Here is a 25,706-nt window from a genome sequence, read left to right as displayed (position 1 = left end):
ATCACGGATTATATGTCAATCTCAACTCAATGTCCCATCGCAAAGTTGTCATCAAAATACTCAGCTAACATCAGGCGATGCTTACTACTCACAGATTCTAAATTCTCAATTTCTTCCTTAGAAAAGAAACGCAGGCGTAGAGTTTCCTCATTGTGAAAATCTGCAATATTCACTGGTGAAACCGCCGCCAGCTCATAGATGAAGACAACCGTCTGCACCGCATCACCATTCGGATAAACTTCCTCGAAATTACTATAAACATTGAGAAAACAAGTAGCTTCTACTTCAATGCCAGTTTCTTCAAAAAATTCACGCTTAGCAGTATCAAGAGTGGATTCGCCAAGCTCCATTGCACCGCCTGGAATAGCCCATGTTTTCTTATCCCCGCGTAGTTGCAACAGCACGCATCCCTTGTCATCTGCTAAAATACCACCAGCAAAGGTCAGGATAACCTTGTCATGCCCAACTTTTGAGCGAATGTAGGAAATGTAGTCCATATTTAGAAACCTTTCAATTTATATGGAAATGCTCCGTCTTAAAAAAGTAGCGGAGTAATTGTATATGCGTGTCAATATCACTAAACAACCAAGTATGCCCTTTATTTGGATAATAGGCACAATTACTCAGTCTGTTTTTTCTTACCAATTCTTTATGAGATTCATGAATTGACTTCGATTCTTTACCGCCCGAAACAGAGAAAACAGGATTGTCGAAATTTGCAGTAATCCTCAGCAGATTTGCCTGTAACATTGCTCGGCGAAAAGACTTAGCAGAAGCCCTTTGCAAATCCATTATGAACTAACGATAGCTCTCTTCAGGTACACCATCTTTCTGCATCATTTTTGCCATAAGGTTGCCCATTAGCTTAGTGTTTTTTAATAACGACATGATGTAAACACCGGCAATGACTTTGCGGTAGCCTTTTATAGGGTGGTGACAGGCACCGTCAACAATCGCTATATCAAATAAATCAGCATGTTTTTCCAACAATTTAAGAACGAGACTGCCTCCCAACGATAGTCCAACAAGGTGCGGCTTGCCGTGAGCCCTGTTTTTGATGATATCAGCAATCATTTCTGTAACATCATTAAAATTTGTCCGCCCAATGTCGCGGCTAGAACCATGTCCAGACAAATCAACAGCTATACAGTGAAAATCATTTTTTAACTCAGCGATATGATGTGCCCACATCTAACTGCTAGAACCAGACGCATACAAAAGGACAATACTTTTATCATTTTGGTGACCTTTTTCTGCGACAAATAATGACCTGATCTTCCTCAGCCTCTAATACTCCTTTTTGTTATATCCAAAATCTGCCAAGTCTATCTTTTTGTCTCGCCAGTTTTTCTTGACTTTAACCCAAGTTTCAAGAAAGACTTTATCACCCAGCATGAGTTCAATGTCGCGGCGTGCCAAAGAGCCGATTTTCTTAAGCATAGAGCCGCCTTTGCCGATGATAATGCCCTTTTGACTGTCTCTTTCCACCATAATGGTAGCACGGATATGCACTTTATCAGTCTCCTCATCCCGCTTCATACTGTCAATGACTACCGCCACCGAATGCGGAATTTCTTCACGTGTCAGCAATAAAACCTTTTCCCGAATCATCTCAGAAACCAAAAAACGCTCAGGGTGGTCGGTAATCTGGTCAGCTGGGAAATATTGGAAACCTTCCTCTAAGTTTTCACTTAAAATATCAACTAGATGCGAAACATTATTGCCTTGAAGAGCAGAAATTGGCACAACTTCCTTAAAGTCCATCTGCTTGCGGTAATCATCAATCTGACTCAGCAGCTGATTAGGATGCACCTTGTCAATCTTATTGACCACCAAGATGACAGGAACCTTAGCTGCTTTTAAACGCTCCATAATCATATCATCACCCTTACCGCGGTTTTCATCGGCAGAAACCATAAAAAGAACTGTATCCACTTCACGCAACGTGCTGTAAGCGGATTCCACCATAAAGTCGCCCAAGGCAGTCTTTGGCTTATGAATCCCTGGCGTATCAATAAAGACAATCTGCTCCTGATCTGTCGTGTAAATTCCCATAATCTTGTTACGAGTCGTCTGAGCCTTATCACTCATGATAGCAATCTTTTGCCCCATAACATGATTTAAAAAAGTAGACTTTCCAACATTTGGACGTCCTAAAATAGCAACAAATCCTGATTTAAAGGTCATTTTTCACCTCGTTTATTCCTTATTAGTCTAATATAAGAAAATCGGAAAGGATTCTCCGATTTTCATGTTAAAAAAGTAAATTCCAAATTTTCGGAACGAAAATAATCAATCCTGTTATAACCGCAAAACCCGAAACAACCAAAACAGCTCCTGCTGCCATATCCTTGGCATTTTTAGCTCGCATGGAAAAGTGATAATCACTAGCTAAATCCACCACATTTTCAATAGCAGAGTTCATAATCTCAAAAGAAATGACTAGAAAAATACTCAAAAAGAGAAAGAGCCACTCTATCGCAGATACCCGAAAAAGCAATCCTGCAAGCACGACCGCAACTGCTGAAACAGCATGATTGCGCATATTGCGCTCTTCTTTGATTGCTGTAAAAATCCCTGTCAGAGCAAATTCTAAACTCGAAATCACATCTCGATTTTTCCATTTGCGTTTATTTGTATTATTGTCTTGTAAGTCCATAAGCAGTCAAAATTTCTTCCTGTAAGCCAAACATTTCCGCCTCTTCTTCCGGCGTATAGTGATCGTATCCATTGATATGCAGAAAACCATGTACTGCAAGAAACCCCATCTCTCGCTCAAAACTGTGACCATATTCTTCTGCTTGTTCACGCGCCTTATCTATGGAAATAAAGAGCTCTCCGATATAGGCATCAAAATCCTCTAACATTTCCGCCAGCTCAGGATTTTCTAGTAAATCCTCCTCGTCAATGGCAATGTCCAGCTCAGGCTTGTACTCCAAGCTGATAACATCTGTCGGACGATCTGTATTTCGATATTCCAAATTCAGCTCATGGCTGCGCTCGTTGGTAACAAATGTCACTGCCATTTCTTTTTCTTCTTTGCCAATCTTTTTAGCAGCAAATTCCAGTATATCATGTGTTTGCTTGATGATTTCTTCTGAAACTTGCCCTGTCTCGTCGACCATTTCTATATACATATTACACCTACTTTATTAGTATCACTTCATTATACCATATTTCAGATAGGGGTGCCTGATTTATTAATCATTTACTATTTCGTTCTGCTCTTTACTTCACATTTTTTTCTTTCAAAACTTATACTTGTTGCTGGAGACGGCTCATTTGAGCATAAATGCCATTTTGTTTTACCAATGTATCATGTTGCCCTCGCTCCACAATCTTTCCTTCAGAAATAACCAAAATTTGGTCTGCATCCTGAATGGTGGACAAACGGTGAGCAATGATAAAAGTTGTCCTCCCCTCCTTTACCACAGCCATTGCTTTTTGAATCATTTCTTCGGTTTCTGTATCAATATGGGAAGTTGCTTCGTCCAATATTAAAATTTTGGGATTAGCGTAGAGAGTTCGTGCAAATGAAATCAATTGCCGTTCACCGCTCGAAAATGCTGTTCCTTTATCCTTTACAGGTTCATCAATTCCTTTTTTACAACGAGCCAGCAAGTCCCCTGCACCGACCTTTTCTAAAGCTTCCAGAACTTTTTCACGATTGATGCCTGAATGACTCATAGCTACATTGCTTGCTAGCGTTCCCGTGAATAGATAAGGATCTTGCAAGACAATTCCCATGTGACTACGAAGACTTTCCCGAGAATATTGTTTGATGTCTTGTTGATCAATATATATTTTCCCTTTTTGAGGATCGTAGAAACGATAAAGTAGGTTCATGATAGAAGATTTTCCAGAGCCGGTATGTCCCACCAAAGCAATCGTCTCCCCTTGCTTTGCCTTAAAGCTAATATCATGCAGAATAGTCTTTCCTTTCTCATACGCAAAGCTCACATGTTCAAACACAACCTCACCTTTATTGACTGTTAACTGCGTTTTCTCATCCGCTTCCTGAGGTTGATCTAGCAATTCTAAAACTCGTTTTCCTGTTTCCAATGATCGTTGTACATTCGGAAAAAGCCGAACCAGAAAACCCATCATCTCAAATAAATCAATAATATAATTTAGATAGACAAACAGTACACCTGCGGTAATAACGCTATGACCGCCTAAAAATTGCTGACCAACTATTGTCAAAATGACAGCAAGCACTGTATTTTTTAAAAATTCCGTTAATGGCCAAGACGAAAGAGCACTTACCCATACAATTTGTTTATCTGCTTGGCTCATTTTTCGGGCAGTTGCATCAAATTCTGAAAGAACTATTTTTTCCTGATGATATAGCTGTATCAGACTAGCTCCATGCATCAATTCATTCACTTGATTATTGATGTCACTCCGTGAATCATAAAAGTCTTTCATCGGCTTGTCCGTTAGTTTTTTATAAAATACTTGTATCCCATAAAAAGCAGGAAGCAATAGCAAAAGTACCGAGGCAGCAAGCGGACTAAGGTAAAACAATAAAGCGTAGGTAAAAACAATCCGAAGAACTTGAATCAAAACACTAACTAAACTAGCATAAAATTGTCTTCGTAAGGTTTCCGTATCATTTACAATTCTGGTTGCAATCTTACCTGCCGGCTTATCATCAAAGTAAGAAATCGGCAAATTTTGCATCACCTGATAAGCTTCATTCCTCAGATGTTCTGCTACTTTGTTTCCACAATGCGCTAAAAGGCGATCACCTAAGTAAGTCAGTATGCTCCCCAAAACTACAACAATTATGTATAATCCAGCTAATTGCAAAAGCTGAATCTGACGCTCTTTTCCGCTTCCAATCTGTGTAAGTGGTCCGTCTATCATATTTCTCAAAAAGAGAGGGGACAGTTGACTAGTCACTGTTGCTAAGACAGCAATTCCAACTGCAAGAAAGAATGCAATTCGAACAACTTTTAGTTCTTTTAATAAACGGCTAATGATACTCATTCGCTCCCTCCTTTCTGATGTTGCTGCCGCTGATATTGTTCGGCATACCAGCCTCCTTTATTTAGCAACTGGTTCGGAGTCCCTTCTTCAACAATTTGTCCATCTTCTAAGACAAGAGCCCAGTCTGCCTGCTGGATAGCTGACAAACGGTGCGTCACAATGATTGTTGTCTGATTCGCTCGCATATCCTGAAGATTTTGGATAATTCGACGCTCTGTTTGAGCGTCAACTGCTGACAAAGAATCATCCAAAATGAGGACTTCTGGTTGTCTAATAAAGGCGCGTGCTAAAGAAATTCTTTGTTTTTGACCGCCAGATATTGACACTCCCCTCTCACCAATAAGAGTTTCCAGCCCGTCTGGCATTCGTTTTAAATCTTCTGAAAATGCCGCTGTTTCAATAGATTGCTCAATATCACTTAGTGTCGCATTTCTTTTGCCAAAGGCAATATTGTCTTTGACGGATTTTGAAAACAAAATATGCTCCTGAGGGACATAACCAATCATCGCTTCAATCGATTGACGTGAATAGTGACTGACAGATTTTCCATTTATCTGAAATACACCTTGTCCAACAGGATATTGCTGAAGAAGCTGACGAACTAAGGTCGTTTTACCAGAGCCAGTTTTTCCAACAATACCATACGTTTTTCCTGCTTCGATTTGCCAAGCTATGTTACGCAAACTGGGGGTTTCTGCTTGTGGGTAAGTAAAATAATAATCCTGAAAACGAATAGAGATAAGATGTTTTAACTCCTCTTTGCCACTCATTTCCATATCATCTGTCGTTTCAATCAATTCTGTGACCTTTTTAAAAGACGTTTTCCCTGTTTGGTAGACCAAAATAAAATCCGACAGCATCCAAAAAGGTTCAATCAGGCTAATCATATACAATTGAAGAGCAATCACTTGCCCAATTGTTAACTGTCCCGTTTTTATAAAAGCAGCGCCAATAAGAAGCACAATAACCGTTGATAAAGCGATAAAGACAGAGGAGAGCGGTGCGTAAAGATATTGAATGCTGGCAATTTGATCACCGACCTTAGATAAAGCTTTCGTGCGCAATTGGAACTGTTCTTTCTGGGTTGCTTTCTTGCTATAAGCACGCGCAACTCGGACTCCCTCTATTGTTTCCAACACCTCATCATTCAAAGATGCCACTGCTTCACGATTAATTTCGACTAGTTTATCTTGTTTTTTTCCAAGAAAATAAATCCATATCATCAATATCATAAGCGGAAGCATAGCCAGTAAGCTAATTTCCCATGAGATAAAAAACATGGTCGGAATGACAAAGGCAATCATGCCTCCAGCATATAAGAGAATGACAATCCCATAGCCAGCCATCTCCATCATTCCCTCAACATCCGTTGAAAAACGCGTTAGAATATCGCCAGAACGAAATTTTTCGTAGAAAGGCGTTCTCATAGCTACCAATTTCTCAAAAGCTCTTCTTTGCATGAGAAATTTATAATCAATGGACGATTGAAATATCTTCAAATGCCAATAGTAAGCCGAAAGATAGTTACAAATCGTCACCAGAGCTAACAAACCAACGTCTCTAATTAAATTCTGCTGTGTCAAACTATGATGCGACAGATGATCTACTAAACGCTGAATCACCTGTGTTGGAATCAGCGTGGTAAAATCATACAATAGCAAAACCAGAGCAATGGATAAATATAACCATTTATGCTCTTTTATATATCCAAATAAACTTTTAATCATCCTAATCCTTTCCGAAACGCACAAAAAAGCCCAAGACAGAATAGACCTGTCCTGAGCTTACTTGTTTTATTTATTTTTTCATCAAAAATAAATTACAGTGCTGTGCTAGAAAGGAGTTCTGTCGTATGATATACCTGAGTACTGTTTTGTTTTACATTATTCATGATACATTCTCCTTTCTACTTTTAATTAGTTAATACTTTAACATTAAAAGAAATGCTTGTCAAGAATATTTACAAAAAATCCTCCCAAAACTGAATGAATTTTCTGCCTTAAAATCAAGATTAGCAATTCTTTGTAATAGCAATTTCGGCTGCGATACGTCCAAAAGTTAAAATATCAGTAAGAGAATTGCCACCTAAACGGTTTCCGGCATGCAGTCCGCCAGCTACTTCTCCAGCTACATAGAGACCTCGGATAACTTGTCCTTGTTTATTGATAACATGCATTTCCGTATCAATCTTAAGACCACCCATAGTATGGTGCACGGCTGGTTTCCGAGGAGTAGCATAAAACGGCGCCTTTTCAACCTTAAGGTCGAAAGCTCCCTTTTCAAATTCAGGATCATAGCCTGCATCAACATAAATATTATAAGCTGTGATCGTCTTGGTAAAGACCTGTGGATCCATTTGTTGCTGTTAAGCCAACTCTTTCAAACTATCTGATCGGTAAATCATTCCATGTGCTACCAGTGCATCAATCTTTTCTTGACTAGCTGTTTCTTTCATATTATCGTCTACAATCAGATAGAAAAAACCACCATTGTCAATTGCTGCCTGAACTCATTTATCCCGACTACCGTACTCATCTACAAAACGTTTTCCTTAAGTATTGACCATGATGAAGTTAGCCGGAGGCGCCTGTAATCGGGTCAGATACCAGCATTATTTGATAAAAGTCCAAGCCGACTAGGTCTGTACCAACGCTTTGACCTAAGAGAATACCATCACCTATAATAGCTGGTGAATTTGATGTCTTAATATCGTCACCAATGCAAAAAAGCCCATTAAAATTGGGCTTTTTCCTGTTCATCATGCTAATTGCCGGGATCGAACCGGCGACCTCATCCTTACCATGGATGCGCTCTGCCAACTGAGCTAAATCAGCAGTACCCATCTACTATATCATGCAGACAGATTCTTGTCAATAGATTTGAAAAATGTTTTCATCATAAGAGAAAGAACTTTTTGTTAGAACGTCCCAAAAAGAACCTAATCACCATTAAAATTTCCTATAAATATCACGTTCACATCAATATTTTTTAAAATAATCTTCCTTTGTCAAACGATAATAAGCTCTCTGAGAAATTCGACCTTCTTTATGTAAATCCAAGGCAGCATACGGATCTATGTGAGAAAAGTTCATACCAGCCTTTTCCATAACTCGTCCTGAAGCTGGATTTTTCACATCATGGAGAGCCACCAACATATTCATATTCAAACTTTCAAAAGCCAGCTGGATTATTTCTTTCAAAGCTTCCGTTGCCAAGCCCTGATTCCAGTAATTCTTATGAATCACATAGCCGATAGCCGCCTTTCTGAGGACCGGATCTAGCTTGTGTAGGTCAATGCTGCCAATCAGTTTACCACTTTCCTTCAGCTCAATCCCCCAATTTCCAAGTGGTCGACCCATAAACAAACGAGCAATAATATTTTTAGTTTCTTCCAAATCTTTATTAGGTAAAAAAGTATAGCGAGTATTTTCTTCATCAGAAGAATATTCAAACATAGCCTCAGCGTCATCTAAGGTCACAGGTCGTAGGAGCAGGCGCTCTGTTTCCAAAGTTCGGTTTTCAGCTAGCTTTAGATAAATACTTTCCATTTTGCACGAACCTCCTATGTTGCCTCATAGCATAACATAAATACTCACTGAAATCAATGTTTCTAATTTTGCCTTGATTTTTAAAACGTTTTCATATACAATAAAAACATCTCAAAAAAGGAGTAAATCTATGTTAATCGGTATTCCAAAAGAAATTAAAAACAATGAGAATCGTGTTGCTTTAACACCAGCTGGCGTTCACAGTCTCGTCCAAAAAGGTCATCAGGTTTTGGTTGAAACCAAAGCTGGTCTTGGTTCTGGATTTACAGACGCTGACTACAAAGCACAGGGAGCGACAATTGTTACAACTGCAGCCGAAGCTTGGACAGCTGATCTAGTTGTCAAAGTCAAAGAACCCTTAGCTGCTGAATACGGCTTCTTACGTGATGACCTCTTGCTTTTCACCTATCTGCACATGGCTGCTGCGCCTGAATTAGCCGATGCGATGATTGGGGGCAATACAACAGGGATTGCTTACGAAACCGTTCGTGACCAAGAGGGGCATCTCCCCTTGCTTGTGCCCATGAGTGAAGTGGCAGGACGTATGGCTGTACAGATTGGAGCTCACTTTCTAACCAAACAAGAAGGTGGTTCTGGTGTACTACTTGGCGGTGTTCCAGGTGTTCCTAAAGGAAAAGTCACTATCATTGGAGGGGGCGTTGTTGGAACACACGCAGCTCGCATCGCTTTAGGACTGGGAGCGCAGGTCACTATTCTTGATATCAGCGCTAAGCGTCTATCTGAACTCGAAGACCTTTTTGGCCACCAAATCCAGACCCTTATGTCTAATTCTTTCAATATTGCCGAAAGTGTCAAAGAGGCCGATGTAGTGATTGGAGCAGTATTAATCCCTGGTGCCAAAGCTCCCAAGCTCGTTACTGATGAAATGGTCAGTAAAATGCGACCTGGATCTGTTATTGTGGATGTAGCCGTTGACCAAGGTGGAGTTGTTGCAACTGCTGATCGTGTAACAACTCACGATGAACCTGTCTATGAAAAACATGGCGTGCTTCATTATGCAGTTGCCAATATCCCGGGTGCTGTTGCCCGTACATCAACTCTTGCCCTGACAAATGTAACACTTCCTTACATTGAAGCTTTGGCTGACAAAGGTTTTGAGCAAGCTATTGCAGATGATTTGGGTCTACAACAAGGAGTTACTACTTATAAAGGTTATCTCACTAGCCGACCTGTTGCAGAAGGGCTTAATCGTGACTACACAGATATCAATAATTTATTAGTATAAATTTCGAAAAGGATGGCTTCGCCAAGTCCTATCAACCACCTCAAAGTAATGCTTTGTATAATCACCTACCATTGCTTTTATTATAAGAACAATTTGAGTCTGAGAAAAATAGTGTCTTAGACTCTTTTTATATAAAAATTGAGTCTGTATAATAAAAAACTCTTGGTGTCAATCCCCATCTAAAATGGACAGATAAAAAAGTAACTGTTAAAAGGTATGACTCCTGATATTCCTTAGGAGTCATACCTTTTAATCTTTCTTATGGTCTATCATTATTATACCAGTCTAACTTTTGATTTGGTTGAGCAGTTCCTCTTTGTCTAACGGTGGATGTAACCACAAGGACTCACTTTTGAAGTGTGAGAGGAAATTTTCACACAAAGCATTATTATAACAATCTCCCTTACCTTCCCATACAACTCCTTAAACTCCATTGCCTTCTCCTTCCTTGTTCTTACCTCTTTAGAGTATCATGAACGAAGAAGCTTTGGACTGCTAATCGCTATTCTTTCTTTTATTGGCTCCCTTCTGACCCTCTTGGTAGCCTCCCTGTCGCTTCAGAGTGAAAACAAGCAAAAAGAGAGAACTTCGTCCCTCTCTCGATCTTAGATCTAGTCACCCACTACAGTTGACAATGAGCCTGAAAAAGCCCACTAGATTTATCTAGTGGACTTTACTCGATCTATCTGATGATAGAATTACGCCTTCTTCTTTAACAAGTAAGCAACTCCACTTAAGGTGAACAGACCTGCAAGTAATGCAAAGAATGAATTTTGACTACCTGTTGAAGGGAGAATTTTCTTCTTCGACTTCTCTGGTGTACTTGGTGGGGTTTGTGGAATTTGTGGCTTCTCTGGTGTATGACGATTCGTGATATTCATACCATCTACCTTCGGTGTGTAACCTTCTGGTACCGAAACTTCTTCCACCGTATAAGTGATTTCCTTACCTGCTTCATATTTGGCAAGTTTTTCAAAGCTATATTTCCATCCAGTTGCTTCGCCTGCTGTCACTACTTTGCCCGTATCTTTGCCATTTGCAAGCAATCTTACTTGAATCTCTTTTGGACGAAGACCGTCTTTGTCATTATCATCGTCCCAAGTCTTTTGACCGCTGACTGAAGTCACCTCTGGAGTGTGGCTATTGACCAAATTCATTCCATTCACTTTAGATTGATAACCTTTTGGTACATCTACTTCCTCAACAGAGTAAACAATTTCTTTGCCATCCTTGTAACGATCCAAACCTTCAAAGCTGTATTTCCATCCAGTTGCTGCACTCGCTGTCGCCATTTTGCCAGTATCTTTGCCATCTGCCAATAAACGAACTTTGATTTCAGTAGGACGAATATTATCTTGGTTATTGGCGTCATTCCAAGTCTTTTGACCCGTTAAGTTTACCTTTTCTGGTGTACGCTTGTTGGTAATTGTGTATTTGCCATCTTGAGATTTTTCAACTATTGGCTTTTCGTAAGATTCTACGGCAACTTCTTTGACATCATATTTGATTTCTTTACCGTTTTCATACTTCGGTAATGGTTTTGACTCAAAGGCCCAACCTTTTTCTTCTGAAGTTTCAATTTCATCAACGATTGTGCCGCCTTTCAGAATTTGAACCTTGACTGTTTTGGTTCGCTTGCCGTCTTGGTTGTTAGCATCTTCCCAGACTTTCTTACCAGAAATGACGATTGTTTCTGGTTCATGGGTGTTTGTGATTTCTTGACCCTTGATAGATGTTTCATATCCTGCTACAGCATCTTCCTTGACAGAATAGACAATTTCTTGACCTGCTTCGTATTTTGGAAGATTAGTAAAGGTATGTTTCCAAACATTGCCATTCGCTGGGTCTGCTTCAGCGACTTTGATATCATATTTCTCAACTTCGGTAGTCACACCACCAATTGTCTTCATCAAGTGAACCGTGATATGGTCTGGACGTTTACCATCTTGGTTATTATTGTCATTCCAAGTTTTCGTCACTTGATAATCAATCATTTTTGGTGTGTATTTGTTGGTAATATTGAAATCATTGATTTCGCTAGTATATTCAGAAACGACTTCTTCGGTCAGGCTATATTTAATAACCTTGCCTGCTTTGAATTTAGGAAGTTTTGTAAAGACTGTAGACCACGTTCCGTCAGCTGCCGCTTTCACTTCTTTGGAAGCTACTTTTTCACCATCTGCCAAGAGATTAACCGTAATATATTTCGGACGTTTACCATCTTGGTTATTAGCGTCATCCCAGTTCTTTGTGGCTTTAATATCAATTGTTTCTGGTGTGTATTTATTAGTAATAGTAAAGCCTGTCTTAGCATCTCCGCTGATTTCACTTGTATAACCAGCTACTGAACTCACTTCAACTACTTTGTAATCAATCGGAGCTCCGCCTTTATCTGCATCTAAATCCGTGAAGTTACCTGCCCAGCCATTGGCTTCTGATAGTTCAAGGGTTTTATCTGTATCTTGACCGTCTGCCAAGAGTTTAACAGTAATCTTAGTTGGACGTTTGCCATCTTGGTTATCGGCATCATCCCAGATTTTTTTCACTGGAATTTGCATTTTAGCTGGTGTGTATTTGTTCGTGAAGACAAGATCTTTCGCTTCTTTCGAAACCGTTGCTTTTAATTCAGTAGCACTGATTTTTTCAACCTTGACTTCTACTTCTCGAACAGTCTTATCATAAGTTACCCCAGTTTCTGTTCCTTCAACTTCTGAGATAGTATACTTATGCGTTCCTACTTGGTTTTCATCATAAGTCAATTCGTCAAAAGCAAAGTTTCCGTCCACATCATTAGTAACAGTTTGAACGACGCTGCCATCTGTCTTTTTCAGGGCAAAGTTATATTTACCTGCTTCCAGTGTTTTACCTTCTAGCACTTTCTTACCAGCAATTTTTACTTTGGTTGCTGGTGCTGGTGTGTATTTGTTAGTGAAGACAAGATCTTTCGCTTCTTTCGAAACCGTTGCTTTTAATTCAGTAGCACTAATTTTTTCAACCTTGACTTCTACTTCTCGAACAGTCTTATCATAAGTTACCCCAGTTTCTGTTCCTTCAACTTCTGAGATAGTATACTTATGAGTTCCCACTTGGCTCTCATCATATGAGATTGGTGAGAAGGTCACTGTTCCATCTGCAGCGTTTGTCACTGTTTCGACAACAGTTCCGTCTGCTTTCTTCAAGACAAAGCTGTATTTACCTGCTTCAAGAGCTTTACCTTCAAGAACTTTCTTAGCTCCGAGAGTAATGGATGTGTCACCTGCTGGGGTGTATTTGTTAGTGAAGACAAGATCTTTCGCTTCTTTCGAAACCGTTGCTTTTAATTCAGTAGCACTAATTTTTTCAACCTTGACTTCTACTTCTCGAACAGTCTTATCATAAGTTACCCCAGTTTCTGTTCCTTCAACTTCTGAGATAGTATACTTATGCGTTCCTACTTGGTTTTCATCGTAAGTCAATTCGTCAAAAGCAAAGTTTCCGTCCACATCATTAGTAACAGTTTGAACGACGCTGCCATCTGTCTTTTTCAGGGCAAAGTTATATTTGCCTGCTTCCAGTGTTTTACCTTCTAGCACTTTCTTACCAGCAATTTTTACTTTGGTTGCCGGTGCTGGTGTGTATTTGTTGGTGAATGGCTTTTCATCGTCATAGACAACAGTTGATTCAAGGGTGCCTTTACCGTTATCAGTCACTGTAATCGTAGCAGTGATAGTCTTGGTATCATAAGTTACCCCAGGAATATTTCCTACTTTTTCAGCAATCTTATAAGTATAGATTCCAGCAGTAGCAAATGTTAATTCTGAGAACTTAACATTTCCTTCTTTGTCATTCTTAACAGTTTCTTTAACATTGCCATCTTTATCGGTCAAAGTGAACTCGAACTCATTAGCTTTCAACTCACGACCTGTAAGTGTTTTCTTCACTCCAAGACGCATCTTTGCTTTTTCAGCTTTATAAGTATTTACGAATTTCTGAATTCCACCATTATCAATGACAGAAATGGCTCCAGGAGGAAGCAATGAGTCAGAACTTGCGAAATTCGCAAAAGGAGCCATTAAAGCAGAAATCTGGTTATAAAGAGGTGTTGCAACAAGTTTACCTTGTCCAGGATCATACACAGAAACGGTGACGTGAACACTTCTTGAATCGTGAGTCACACCGTTAATCGTTTGACCAGCATGAGCTTCAACAATAGTGAATTTGTACTGTCCTTCCTTGTCGAAAGGAATATCCTTGAAGACAACATGACCATTGGCATCATTTTTAGCGCGTTGAACTTCGGTTCCTTTCTCATCTTTCAAGATGAATTCAAATTCATCTGCTTGAAGAGGAGTCGGACGATTACCAGTCAATTCTTTATCAACGAAGATATCAGTTTTAGTTGGTAATAATTTATATGTATTTGTGACAGTCGTAGCATCTGTTTGATTGGCTGTGTAGCCGCCTACGGTAGTGACTGGTTTTTCCTGAGCATCTACTTCTTTAACACTATAAGTGTACTTCGTAGCATTTGCATCTGTCGCAGGAAGATTGGTCCATTCAACAGTTCCATCTGTCTTTGGAACTTCTTTCTTCTCAGCATCAGCTACAGCTTCCTCAGTTCCACCTTCTAATGTACGATACAGTTTGAAATAGAATTTTGGACGGGCATCAGCCTTACCACCAGACCATACTTTCTTAGCAGTCACATTTGTCTGTGGAGGAAGATAAGTATTGGTGATTTTGGTCATCTCGTCATTGTAAGAGACAACGTAGTTGTGGCTACCTATTTCGACTTTTTCATTTCCTTCCAAAGGCAAAGCTGTCTCATCTTGAAGTTCGCGAACAGAGTAGACTAACTCTGTGGTTCCATCTACATCATACTTAGGTAGTTGATTTTTCCACTCGTAAGTATAAACACCATTGGACTCAGTTACCTCAGGAGTATAGTTCCCTGAGACAGGTTTTGAATCTGCAACAGTTTGTCCTTTCTTGTGGACATACAAGCCAAGTTTGACTTCTTTGTAGTCAGTTTTCTTTCCGCCTACCCAAGTCTTGGTTGCTTTAAAATCAACTGTCACACGTTTATTAGAGATGTTGAGCGGAACACCTTTTCCTTCTTTCAATTCTACTTCAAACTCTTGACTATTAACAATGTAACCCGACTTCGTTTTCTTTTCTTTGACAATATACTTCCCATCATTGAGAGCCTTTGAAAGAGCAATACCGTTTTCATCCGTTACCACTGTATCAACTACTTTATTAGTCGCTTTATCAATAATGTCAAATTTAACATCTTTCAACTTAACATCTGCATCAGCTTCATCGAATTTAGTAATTTTGATCTTTCCAGCAATATCAGCAGTAACAGTTGCACCTACAGATTTAACCGTCTTTAAATTAAACGTTGCTTCTGTTTTGGTTCCAGTACTACCTCCGTATTTTTCCCAAATAAGTTGTGGTTGGTTATCAATCAAGTACTGCGCTGAGTTACTTATCGTTGAAGTATCTGCTGGTGAGGACGTATCATACGTTAAGAAAAAGCTCTTTGTTCCCATATTGGTCGGCATGAGCAACTCAAATCCTCGTTTCCCATTGACAAAGGTCAACAAAGCCTTTTTATCTGAGTCAGCCTTGTATGCCTCCGGATCGGTTGTGATTTCGTATTTATCACCTATATGTTTAAGAGCAGATGAATTCGTATTCGTCGTCTCAAATTCTGCTTCATACATATAGAAAGTATCTTCCACATAGTTAGCGAAGGCTCCCTTTGAAACATCATCCGTAATTTTTACCACATGTCCAGTCATATCTTTCTTAGCGCGATTAATTTTCATTTGAAAATGTGCCCTCGCCTTATTGTTATCGTTATAACCGTACTTTGTAATAGTTTCTCCAATCACTTCAGTCTGTTGATATTTATTCACTTTATACGTGATGGTCTGTTTTTTACCATCTGGTAAAACATAGGTAACCGTTTTCCCCTCTTTTTTGAGCGTTTCAGTTGCTTCTGCAACAAAGTCCCCACGGATATTTTGCTTGTCCTTCACCTTGTCATTGAAGGTAAATACTAGCCGATGTTTGGCACTTTCTACCTTCACAGTCCCCATCTTTGTATTTGAGTTTTTATCGATGAGATCCAGACTACCATCCGTCAAACTCAAGTTATTTGGAGCTTTTACGATAAAGTAATCACCATCCTTGATTTCATTAGCTGCCACATTGGGAAATGAGAATTTACCTGAATATTTCAATTTCATCGAAGTATCATTTGAACCATGAATTCCTTCAGTCTCGCTTCCTGTAGATGCGATAGTAATCTTCAAGTCCTCGATTTTAGCCTTATCGGTAACGTTGGCAGCAGAAACCCGCTGGACGTTCCAGAAACCTATAACAGTAAAGACCGCGAATAAAGATAAAAAGAAAATTATCCACTTCTTTGTCTTCATAATTAATTTCTCCTTTTTCTAATTTTTTATAAGTTAATAGCATAATATCAATATTGTACTACAATTACTATTATACTTCAAATCAGTTAAAATAAACATATCTTTTAAGGAAGTTTTCTTGACAGATTGTCACCCTTTGATTTATTTTTATTATGATAAGAATAAAGTAATTAAGACTATTTCACGAAACAAAACAATAAAAGTGCTATAAAATTCATACAACGAGTAAGTCCACTGGAGATTATGAACTTTCTGAAAGGCCAAAACAATACTAACATCGTTCTTGAACTCCCATACCCCAACGCTAAGCTAGAGACTAGCAACAACCTCTTCAAAGTCATCAAGCGAAATGTTTTTAGCTTTTGAAACTTTGATAAGATAAAAAATGCATTTCCACGTTTTATCCACTGGGGTAATCTTCCACCACCTATCATTTAAATTCGGAGCTATATCTGGTAAATTGGTTTCCTTTTTTAGCCATAACAAAAAAGCCCTTAGCAGGCTTCTTTGTTGCTTTGTTCACATTTGCTTTTTCTTTTTAGGTTTAGGTAGCGGCAGTTGATCATACATAGCTAAAATCAGATCTTCTAGAAACACCTTATTATCAAGGTCTTCCACTAGAATCATTTCTTTGGCACCTTCGTATGGAAACTCAAACGAAGGTTGGTCAATCTTATCTAAGACTGCTTGCACAGGTTTAACTAAAAGGCGATTATCATAAATACCACCAATAATCTTACCACGGAAGTAAAGAATATACTCTCCCATCATAGAACGGTAAGCCACATCATCTAATCCCGATAATTGCTCCAAAACAAATTCCAAATAGTTTTTACTTGATGCCATTTCTAACCTCTTAAGCTCTGTTCAACGATAACACCCGTATAGAGTTCTTGCTTGACCTCACTTCCAATTGGTTTGAAGCCCTGCTTTTTCCAAAAATGCTGAGATTGTGGATTTCCCTTGATATAAGCCAAACGTGCTTTTCGAAAGTTTTTAGCAAAATAGGTTAGCGCTTCTGTCACAATCTGGCTGCCAATACCTTTCCCCTGATAGGCTTGATCAACCATAAACAAACCAATAAAAACTGTCTCCTCATCAGGATAGGCATAGACAAAATCCATAACAGCTACAAGGTTAGAGCTATCCCAAAAGCCAACATAAAACTTATCAGCCTTAGCTTTACCTTCAGGTAGACGAGCCATGTCTTCTTTTACACTTTCCAAATTTGGCGCTGGTGGACAATGCTGAAAATACAGAGGATTGCTTTCATATAAAGATAAAATACTTGGAATATCCTTTTCAGTTAGTATTCTACAGCTGTAATGCTTAGATAGTTGGTCAATCATCTTTTCAAATTTCCTACTTTCTTGTGCCCTGTGATTATGACATAGGACAATGCATTGATAGTCATCAGTCACGTAATAGATTCTTTTGCAAGCGTACTTCCCCCAAATTAGTCGTGTACAACTTGTCCAGATTAGTCAAGAGATAGCCCTTCATCATCTTCCGACTCCTTGACTGGCTCGCCGACGATTTCGTGGCTAGCTAAACTTGAATTCTCTTCTTTAGAAAAATGATGATGCGCCATTTCAGTAGAATGTTCATAAGCTTGGATAATCTCTGCAACCACAGGATGACGCACAACATCTTTTGCAGATAAATACACAAAATCAATCTGCTTGATATGTTTCAATTTCTCTGTCGCATCAATGAGGCCTGATTTACTGTTCTTCGGCAAGTCAATCTGACTAATATCTCCATTGACAATCATCTTGGAATTAAAACCAAGTCGGGTCAAAAACATCTTCATCTGCATAATGGTCGTATTTTGCGCTTCATCTAAGATGACAAAGGCATCATCCAATGTTCGTCCACGCATATAAGCTAAAGGGGCTATCTCAATGATTTCTCGCTCCATAAGGCGCGTAGTCTGTTCTTTCCCAAGAATTTGGAAGAGTGCATCGTAAACGGGTCTCAGATAAGGATCTACTTTTTCTTTTAGATCTCCTGGCAAGAAACCAAGACTTTCCCCTGCTTCAACCGCCGGGCGAGTCAAAATAATCCGCTTGACCTGACCGCGTTTGAGAGCTGTCACCGCCAAGGTCACCGCAAGAAAGGTCTTCCCTGTCCCTGCTGGTCCAATCCCAAAGACAACATCATGATTCTTAATGCTATCGACATACACTTTCTGCCCTAGGGTCTTGACACGAATGGGCTTGCCATAAGAATCTTTGATAATTTCTTCCTCATACAGAGCCACAAACTTATCAATTTCACCATTTTTAACCATGGTAATAGCCGTCACTACATCTGGCGTCCCAATCGTCATCCCGCGATTCACCAAAACTAGCAGAGCTTGAAGCACCTGGCGAGTCTCCTCACAAGCTGCTTCGCTACCGATAATCTGGACAACCTCCGTCCTTGCATGAATGGTTACCTGTAACTCCTGTTCCATTAAACGCAAGTGACGTTCATTGGAACCAAAAAGATGAAAAGCATCATCCGGATGCTGTAAGGTAATTTCTACTGAATGTTCTTGCAAATAAAGAACCTCTTTCTTCACATTATTTACTATTATTATAGCAAAGTAACTCGGAAAATTCTATCATTTCTCTGAACTAATGAGCCTGATATTCTTCCCAAATCGCATCAAAATCGCTAAGATTAAAGGAAAAGTCAGCATGCTCTTCTAAATAGCGGCTAACTTCATCAAAATCATCCGTATGCTTAGGAAAAGTCGGTTCATGAAAAACTAAATCGGCGAGTATTGCCTTGGGCGCTTTGCTTTTGGGATTACGCTCCGTCATCAACCAAGTGTAAAACGATTTTCTCATTCTATCTTTTCTCCTTTCTTACTTTTTAACCAATCTGGTAAATATTCAGTCAAACCTAATGCAGACAATATGATGATTTGGGGTAAAAATTGAATCAAATACCGCGTCTTTCCACCTTCAAAAATGAGCAAAAACAACAAACCTCCAAAAACTGCAAGACTGATACAATTCAATTTATCATTTGCACGATATTTCCACAAGGCAAAAACAAGTCCCAGACTCACCACAATCCAAACAACTTGCTTCACAATCTCATAATACCGATACTCACTCTTATCCACACTCAGAAAATAGGTTCTGATAAACTGCGCCACAGGATTCTGTTTTGTATAAGGATAAAGAGGGGAAATATAGGGCGTTTTCTCATATTCCACATCTCGATACAACCAGCCTAGAGTTCCCTCTGAAACAGCTAATGAATGCTTATAGTAAAGATGACTGAGAAATCCTAAAAACGAATATTCTTTTAAACGCCGCTTGATTTCTTTTTTGACATTTTCTTGCTTGAACATTCCATTATTGTACCGATCTCGCTCATCAACATCAATATATTGAAGCAAGCCCTCTTTCACGTCTTCTTGATCATGTCCAATAAAAGTCAACCCTAAGTCGATAAAGAGCAGAGGACTTTTTGCCAATCCTTTCCCTTGTATCAATGTCACTTCTGTTTGATGCGCTTTGAGATAGCTTCCACCAAGGGAAACCATACTAAATGATAAAAGAAAGGTGAAAAAGATTAGGATAAATTTCTTCCATTCCTTTTTGAAAAACAGCAACATAAATCCTGCCATAACGACAATCAACGCAGTTGGTCGAATCAGAACTGCAAGACCACTTATCAAGCCCAATCCGATTGTCTTTATGAAGAGTACCCTTTTATCCTGCCATTGAAGCCCAAATAAATCAAAAAGTAAGAATATTTGTAAAGCGATGAGCGGAAGAGGCCATATATCCGTGTACATCGAATAAAAATAAGGTGAAAAACCAACTAGCAAGACATACAAACTAAATGTCATATCAGCAGCAGACTTGCTCACATGTTTTTTCATTCCCTTGTACAAAATGAGAGCCGTTATATCGGCATAAAATATATTTAACCCTTGCAAAATCCATAAAGCTGAACTTCCAAAGATATTATAAAAAAAGCGCTCATACAAAAAGAGAAACAGATTATTCGGATTGCGTGTCAAATAGCTGGAAATAGAAGATTCTTTTAAGTACTTAAAAGCGCCGTTAAAAACAACTGCTGCATCTCGCCGAATCAACAATTGAGCAGACAAAAGCATTGCTAACTGAAATATAATCACCGCTATCATAATAGCAACTTTGTGCTTCATCAGGTAGTGGTAGCATTTTTTAAAATTTTCTAGATAACGATAAGCCAGAAACGCTAGTATCGTCACTCCAATCAAAGCCAGACTAGAAATTGTCCCTAGATGAATAATCGCAGTAAAAAACCAATGCAAGCCCACAATTAACATGATTTTTTGCAAGATTCCAAAGAAAAAAGAGTACGTTTTTAGCATAGGGATATTATAACAAAATCTAAAGTGTTTCGCTATTTAAAAAAACAACAATCGTCAGATTGCTGCTTAACGTCTAATTACTTGCTACGTCCGTTTTCTTCATTAAATTCATCTGGATGTGCCCAAACTTCTGCCTGAGGATACTTCCTACTTAGTTCTATTAGATTCATCTTTCTTATCCCTGCCAATTTTCTTGATCATGCTTAAATTTCTCAAGTAGTGCCAATCCTTCTGCTGAAACATAGCCTTCTTGTTCTGCCAGATTAATCAATTCAGTATAGTTAGATAAGGTTACTAATTTCACACCTGCATCTGAAAAATTCTTTTCTGCCCGAGGTAATTCGTAAGTGAAAATAGCCACTACTCCAATGACGTCTGCACCTTCTCGCTTCGCTGCTGCAACGGCATCCAAAACGGAACCACCAGTTGAAATTAAATCCTCAACCACGACCATTTTTTGACCTGATTTTACCCGACCTTCAATCTGATTTCCAGCACCGTGGTCTTTTGGTTTGCTACGGATATAGGCAAACGGTAAGTTCATCTTATCTGCAATAATTGCACCGTGAGGAATACCTGCTGTCGCTGTTCCAGCAATGACTTCTACTTCTGGAAATTCAGTCTTGATTTTCTCTACAAAACCATTTTCAATCAAGGTCCGCGTTTCTGGATAGGCTAAGGTCACACGATTGTCCGTATAAATTGGAGACTTGATACCGCTTGCCCAAGTGAAAGGTTCTTCCGGTTTCAAGTAAACAGCCTCAATTTTCAGTAAGTCACAGGCAATATCTTTTGCTAAAGTCATGATTTCTCCTTTACAATAATTCAATAGTGGAAACAAAAAATTGTTCCAAAAAATATGTCTTTTCTTTAATATCTTCTATGGTAATATTCTCATTTGTAGAGGTCAGTACCCACTTATCCTCCACATCATCTTGACGGTGAATAACAGCAATCAATTCTCCTTCAAAAGATTTCAAAGGTTCTCGTATTTTTTCTGAAATGATATAAACATCTTGTTCTTCGCCGTCTCCAGCAAATAAATCCGGAATATAACCATAGTTGATAGGATAACGATTTCCAAAACTATCTTGATAACCGATGGGTCTATCAATGATTGCTCGATAAATTTTTCTAACCATTCACCCATTCCGCCTTTATAGATCGGTAAGCAGCTACTGGATCAGTTGCTCGTGTGATTGGACGCCCAACCACAATGTAATCACTACCAATTTGATGAGCTTCTTGCGGCGTCATAACCCGTTTTTGATCCCCGATTTCAGAACCAGCTGGTCGAATACCTGGAGTGACGCACAGAAAATCTTCTGATGTTGCGGCTTTAATCAGCTTAACCTCCTGAGCCGAACAAACAACTCCGTCCAGTCCAGCTTCCTTAGCTTTGCAGGCATAGTTGACAACAGATTCTGAAACAGTTGTTTGGATATTTTGGCAATCTCTCATATCTTCCTCACTGGTAGAAGTCAGCTGGGTCACTGCTACGAGCTTTGCCTGATCACCTAAAACCTTCTTGGCTTCTCGCATCATTTCCACGCCACCTGCCGCATGAACCGTCACCATATCAATCCCAAAGGTTCTCAAAACTGACATGGCAGAGCGCACTGTATTTGGAATGTCGTGCAATTTCAAATCTAGGAAAATGCTGTGTCCCAAACCTTTCAGATAATGCACAATTTCCGGACCAATGGCATAGAAAAATTCCATACCGATTTTGACATAGAGCTTTTCGTCTTCTGGAAAATGCTCCAAAAACTCCTTGACATCATCAAATGACGGAAAATCAAGGGCAATAATAGGACGTTCTTCACGCATGGGGGATAATCTCCTTATTTTTACTGGTAATAATCATAAAGAAAAACCTTGCCTGAGAGCAAGGTTACACGAAAATCAGCATTGTATTGCCATTTTAAACCGTATGTACCTTGAAGCCTCTCTGGACTTCTTTAAAGGTTTTATTTCAATTATTTTATAATTTACTTTATCTCTTGTCAAGTAAAATATCAATTAAGCAAGCAAATTTTCCTTGACTTCTGCTCGCAGACTTTCCAAACTTTCAATGCCATACTTATCCATAACTTTAGGTAGGTTCTCAATGATAATAGGACAAGCATGAGGGTCTGTGAAATTTGCCGTACCAACACCAATAGCTGATGCTCCCGCAATAAACATTTCAATGGCTGCTTCTGCTGAATCTACTCCACCCATACCAATGATTGGCAAACTGCTGGATTGGGCTACCTGACGAATTAACTTCAAGGCAACGGGAAAAACAGCAGGACCTGACATACCGCCCGTTCCATTTGCGAGAATCGATTTTCTACTTTTCAAATCAAATCGCATACCAACTAAGGTGTTAATCATGGTAAATCCTGTTGCTCCTGCAGCTTCTACAGCTTTAGAAATTTCGGTAATGTCTGCTACACTTGGCGTTAATTTGACATATACCGGCACACTAGAAGCTTCAACTGCTGCTTTCGTGGCATTGTAAGCCAAATCTGGCACCTGCCCAATCAATAATCCTCCATTGCCATGATCCACATTAGGACAGGAAATATTGAGTTCAATTGCTTTAACGTTTGGTGCTTGAGAAATTTTTCCTGCGACAAAAGCATATTCTTCATTGGAAAATCCAGCAACATTAGCAATAATCGGCAGATTAGGATAATGTTGATTCAGCCAAGGAAGCTTTTCTGCTAACACCACATCTACACCAGGATTTTGCAAACCAATAGCATTGAGCATACCAGCTGGTGTTTCCGCCACACGCGGTGTCGGATTGCCAAAACGAGGATTCTGCGTGCTTGCTTTAATCATGATTGAGCCAAGCACATCCAGATCATAATATTTGGCATATTCCTGACCAAAACCAAAACAACCCGAAGCTGGAATAATTGGATTTTTCAGTTCCAATCCCGGAAGAGAAACTGCTAAACGATTTTTCGACATGTTCACCTCCTACACCAAAACTGTACCAGTCTCAAAAACTGGACCGTCTTCACAGACACGCTTATTGACTGATTGATCCTCACCAATCACATGAAGTACGCAAGCATAGCAAGCCCCCATTCCACAAGCCATTCGTGACTCCATAGAAATGTAAGCTCGCGGATGACTACGAAATGTTTCATCAACATATTTGAGCATGCCGGGAGCTCCGCAAGCATAAACCGCTGTAAAACTTTCTGGCAATTCATTCACAACAGAAGAAACGTAGCCTTTGCGACCATAAGAACCGTCATCTGTTGTTACGATGACACGACCGTATTTTTTCATCTCTTCTTCCAAAATAACGGTGGCTTTTGTTGCAAATCCAAGAACTGAAGTGACCTTGACCCCTTTGATATGTAATTCTTTTGCTACTTGCAGCAAGGGCGGAACACCAATACCGCCTCCTATGATTAAGGCTGTATCTTCAATGCCCAAACCAGATAAATCAAACCCATTTCCTTGAGGACCCATGACATCCAACTGAAAACCTTTTTGCAGCTGAGAGAAAATCTCCGTGCCCGCTCCTTCTATCCTGTAAATAATCCGACAGATTTTCTGTTCTCTGTCAATCTCTGAAATTGAAATAGGTCGCCGTAGAAGCTTCGTATCATCTGGGACTCGAATATGTAGAAACTGCCCAGCCTTCATCTGGCTAACCATTTCCCCTTGTAAATCCATAGCAAAAATTCGCGGAGCAATTTCCTCTTGATGCACAATGTTCATCTTCTCCAACATGATTTTTCCAAATCTTTTCTTACACGAACTACTTACCATTTCTACCTCATTTCTTTACCAAAAAAGACCTCGCATACACACGCAAGGTCTCACGAAAATAGAGAGCAGACTTGTTCCCACTCTTCCTTCACCTGAAACCTTGGAAGCCTCGCTGGACTTTCTTAAAGGTTAAATTTAACATATTTTACAACTTAACAAGGGTTTTGTCAATGCTAATGTGATAAAATAGGCTTATGAGAATTCAGCAATTACATTATATTATCAAAATCGTCGAAACTGGCAGTATGAACGAAGCTGCCAAACAGTTGTTTATCACCCAGCCCAGCCTGTCCAATGCCGTCCGTGACCTGGAAAATGAGATGGGCATCGAGATTTTCATCCGCAACCCCAAGGGCATTACCCTGACCAAGGACGGGATGGAATTCCTCTCCTATGCTCGTCAGGTGGTGGAGCAAACCCAGCTGCTGGAAGAACGTTATAAAAATCCCGTTGCTAACCGAGAACTTTTCAGCGTTTCCTCCCAACACTACGCCTTTGTAGTCAATGCTTTCGTATCTCTGCTCAAAAAGAGTGACATGGAAAAGTACGAGCTCTTCCTGCGGGAAACCCGAACTTGGGAAATCATTGATGACGTCAAAAATTTCCGTAGTGAAATTGGTGTTCTGTTTCTCAACAGCTATAACCGCGATGTCCTCTCCAAAATGCTAGATGACAATCACTTGCTTGCCACTCATCTCTTTACCGCACAGCCCCATATCTTTGTCAGCAAGAGCAATCCTCTAGCAAAGAAAAAACTGGTTCAACTAGCTGATCTAGAAGATTTTCCTTATCTGAGCTATGACCAAGGAACTCACAACTCTTTCTACTTTTCAGAAGAAATCCTATCCCAAGAACACCATAAAAAATCCATCGTTGTCAGTGACCGAGCAACCCTTTTCAATCTTTTGATTGGTCTTGACGGTTACACTATCGCAACTGGTATTCTCAACAGCAACCTCAACGGTGACAATATTGTTTCCATTCCGCTAGATATTGATGACCCTATTGAGCTGGTTTATATTAAACATGAAAAAGCTAGCTTGTCTAAAATGGGTGATAAATTCATTGAATACTTGTTAGAAGAAGTTCAATTTGATAAGTAAACCATAATCATCTTATGTGTGATAAACAACGAAATTTTTATGCTATATTTTCTCCCATCGCTTTACAATAAGCTTGAACACCTTTATTGTATCGCGTTGGGAGTTTTTTCTAGCATTTTCATTTTTATGTGTAGCGAGAAACTGTTATCCTATCATTTAAAATAGAATAAAATTACGCAATTAAAAACAGCATAAACTTTCTTACGATAGGTTTGTGCTGTTTTCTTTAATACATAGGTCTGTCGCCGT

General features: G+C 39.4%; 20 protein-coding genes, 1 tRNA gene and 2 pseudogenes. 2 read left to right on the top strand and 21 right to left on the bottom strand.

The genetic code is table 11. The features are described from left to right. Positions 1-26 precede the first annotated feature (26 nt). The 10 genes and pseudogenes from SanJ4206_RS04295 to SanJ4206_RS04245 form a co-directional block, all read right to left on the bottom strand. On the bottom strand, positions 27-497 hold the full coding sequence (locus tag SanJ4206_RS04295; RefSeq protein WP_003029869.1) for an NUDIX hydrolase: 471 nt from the start codon (positions 495-497) through the stop codon (positions 27-29). Positions 498-499: 2 nt separating this feature from the next. Beyond that, a pseudogene (locus SanJ4206_RS10060) lies at positions 500-1,191 on the bottom strand (alpha/beta fold hydrolase). 96 nt (positions 1,192-1,287) lie between these two features. Next, positions 1,288-2,187, bottom strand: coding sequence for a GTPase Era (gene era / locus SanJ4206_RS04285; RefSeq protein ID WP_003029872.1), 900 nt, complete (start codon positions 2,185-2,187; stop codon positions 1,288-1,290). Positions 2,188-2,254: 67 nt separating this feature from the next. Then, the gene (locus tag SanJ4206_RS04280; protein ID WP_003029873.1) at positions 2,255-2,659 is read right to left on the bottom strand and encodes a diacylglycerol kinase family protein; all 405 of its coding nucleotides are present in this window, start codon (positions 2,657-2,659) and stop codon (positions 2,255-2,257) included. After that, positions 2,640-3,137 (bottom strand): rRNA maturation RNase YbeY, encoded by a 498-nt coding sequence (ybeY, locus tag SanJ4206_RS04275; RefSeq protein WP_003024775.1) that lies wholly within the window; start codon positions 3,135-3,137, stop codon positions 2,640-2,642. The genes SanJ4206_RS04280 and ybeY overlap by 20 nt, the downstream gene beginning before the upstream one ends. A 118-nt stretch (positions 3,138-3,255) precedes the next feature. After that, the gene (locus SanJ4206_RS04270) at positions 3,256-4,992 is read right to left on the bottom strand and encodes an ABC transporter ATP-binding protein (protein ID WP_003029875.1); all 1,737 of its coding nucleotides are present in this window, start codon (positions 4,990-4,992) and stop codon (positions 3,256-3,258) included. Next, positions 4,989-6,719, bottom strand: a complete 1,731-nt coding sequence (locus tag SanJ4206_RS04265; RefSeq protein ID WP_003029876.1) for an ABC transporter ATP-binding protein — start codon at positions 6,717-6,719, stop codon at positions 4,989-4,991. Before SanJ4206_RS04265 ends, SanJ4206_RS04270 begins: the two co-directional genes overlap by 4 nt. Positions 6,720-7,003: 284 nt before the next feature. After that, positions 7,004-7,712 (bottom strand): annotated as a pseudogene (locus tag SanJ4206_RS09925) (FAD-dependent oxidoreductase); the annotation flags it as partial. Positions 7,713-7,753: 41 nt separating this feature from the next. Next, a tRNA-Thr gene (locus SanJ4206_RS04250) sits at positions 7,754-7,826 on the bottom strand. A 144-nt stretch (positions 7,827-7,970) separates the two neighbouring features. Continuing rightward, positions 7,971-8,540 (bottom strand): GNAT family N-acetyltransferase, encoded by a 570-nt coding sequence (locus SanJ4206_RS04245; RefSeq protein ID WP_157622030.1) that lies wholly within the window; start codon positions 8,538-8,540, stop codon positions 7,971-7,973. 130 nt (positions 8,541-8,670) lie between these two features. Between SanJ4206_RS04245 and ald the strand changes: the two genes are divergently transcribed. Then, positions 8,671-9,786 carry an alanine dehydrogenase gene (ald, locus tag SanJ4206_RS04240; protein ID WP_022525435.1) on the top strand — a complete coding sequence of 372 codons (1,116 nt, stop codon included), beginning with the start codon at positions 8,671-8,673 and terminating at the stop codon, positions 9,784-9,786. A gap of 698 nt (positions 9,787-10,484) precedes the next feature. Here ald and SanJ4206_RS04235 read toward each other — a convergent pair. From SanJ4206_RS04235 to SanJ4206_RS04180, 11 genes are all read right to left on the bottom strand, one after another. Then, complete coding sequence (locus SanJ4206_RS04235) at positions 10,485-16,211, bottom strand: Cna B-type domain-containing protein (RefSeq protein WP_157622029.1); 5,727 nt, start codon at positions 16,209-16,211, stop codon at positions 10,485-10,487. A gap of 519 nt (positions 16,212-16,730) precedes the next feature. Beyond that, entirely contained in the window at positions 16,731-17,057 is a 327-nt protein-coding gene (locus tag SanJ4206_RS04230; protein ID WP_003028022.1) for a TfoX/Sxy family protein, read from the bottom strand. 2 nt (positions 17,058-17,059) lie between these two features. Further along, positions 17,060-17,560, bottom strand: coding sequence for a GNAT family N-acetyltransferase (locus tag SanJ4206_RS04225; protein WP_022525340.1), 501 nt, complete (start codon positions 17,558-17,560; stop codon positions 17,060-17,062). Between the two features lie 131 nt (positions 17,561-17,691). Beyond that, complete coding sequence (locus SanJ4206_RS04220; RefSeq protein ID WP_003042311.1) at positions 17,692-18,756, bottom strand: PhoH family protein; 1,065 nt, start codon at positions 18,754-18,756, stop codon at positions 17,692-17,694. A 76-nt stretch (positions 18,757-18,832) separates the two neighbouring features. Further along, the gene (locus SanJ4206_RS04215) at positions 18,833-19,048 is read right to left on the bottom strand and encodes a YozE family protein (RefSeq protein ID WP_003028019.1); all 216 of its coding nucleotides are present in this window, start codon (positions 19,046-19,048) and stop codon (positions 18,833-18,835) included. Then, the gene (locus SanJ4206_RS04210; protein ID WP_157622028.1) at positions 19,045-20,574 is read right to left on the bottom strand and encodes a glycosyltransferase family protein; all 1,530 of its coding nucleotides are present in this window, start codon (positions 20,572-20,574) and stop codon (positions 19,045-19,047) included. Before SanJ4206_RS04210 ends, SanJ4206_RS04215 begins: the two co-directional genes overlap by 4 nt. 175 nt (positions 20,575-20,749) lie before the next feature. Then, a complete protein-coding gene (gene pyrE / locus SanJ4206_RS04200; protein ID WP_022525342.1) occupies positions 20,750-21,379 on the bottom strand; it encodes an orotate phosphoribosyltransferase in 630 nt (209 codons plus the stop codon). 10 nt (positions 21,380-21,389) lie between these two features. Next, positions 21,390-21,716 carry an inorganic diphosphatase gene (locus tag SanJ4206_RS04195; protein ID WP_003028014.1) on the bottom strand — a complete coding sequence of 109 codons (327 nt, stop codon included), beginning with the start codon at positions 21,714-21,716 and terminating at the stop codon, positions 21,390-21,392. Then, positions 21,709-22,404 carry an orotidine-5'-phosphate decarboxylase gene (pyrF, locus tag SanJ4206_RS04190; RefSeq protein WP_003028012.1) on the bottom strand — a complete coding sequence of 232 codons (696 nt, stop codon included), beginning with the start codon at positions 22,402-22,404 and terminating at the stop codon, positions 21,709-21,711. The genes SanJ4206_RS04195 and pyrF overlap by 8 nt, the downstream gene beginning before the upstream one ends. 192 nt (positions 22,405-22,596) lie before the next feature. Further along, positions 22,597-23,538, bottom strand: coding sequence for a dihydroorotate dehydrogenase (locus tag SanJ4206_RS04185; protein ID WP_003028011.1), 942 nt, complete (start codon positions 23,536-23,538; stop codon positions 22,597-22,599). A gap of 9 nt (positions 23,539-23,547) precedes the next feature. Continuing rightward, positions 23,548-24,354 carry a dihydroorotate dehydrogenase electron transfer subunit gene (locus tag SanJ4206_RS04180; protein WP_157622027.1) on the bottom strand — a complete coding sequence of 269 codons (807 nt, stop codon included), beginning with the start codon at positions 24,352-24,354 and terminating at the stop codon, positions 23,548-23,550. Positions 24,355-24,548: 194 nt separating this feature from the next. On the opposite strand from SanJ4206_RS04180, the gene SanJ4206_RS04175 reads away from it, so the two are divergent. Next, positions 24,549-25,457 carry a LysR family transcriptional regulator gene (locus tag SanJ4206_RS04175; protein ID WP_003028007.1) on the top strand — a complete coding sequence of 303 codons (909 nt, stop codon included), beginning with the start codon at positions 24,549-24,551 and terminating at the stop codon, positions 25,455-25,457. Positions 25,458-25,706: the final 249 nt, after the last annotated feature.

The sequence above is a fragment of the Streptococcus anginosus genome (genome assembly GCF_001697145.1).
Classification (GTDB): domain Bacteria; phylum Bacillota; class Bacilli; order Lactobacillales; family Streptococcaceae; genus Streptococcus; species Streptococcus hominis.
The sequence above is the reverse complement of the archived record's forward strand: the minus strand, read 5'-3'. Positions and strand labels throughout refer to the sequence as shown.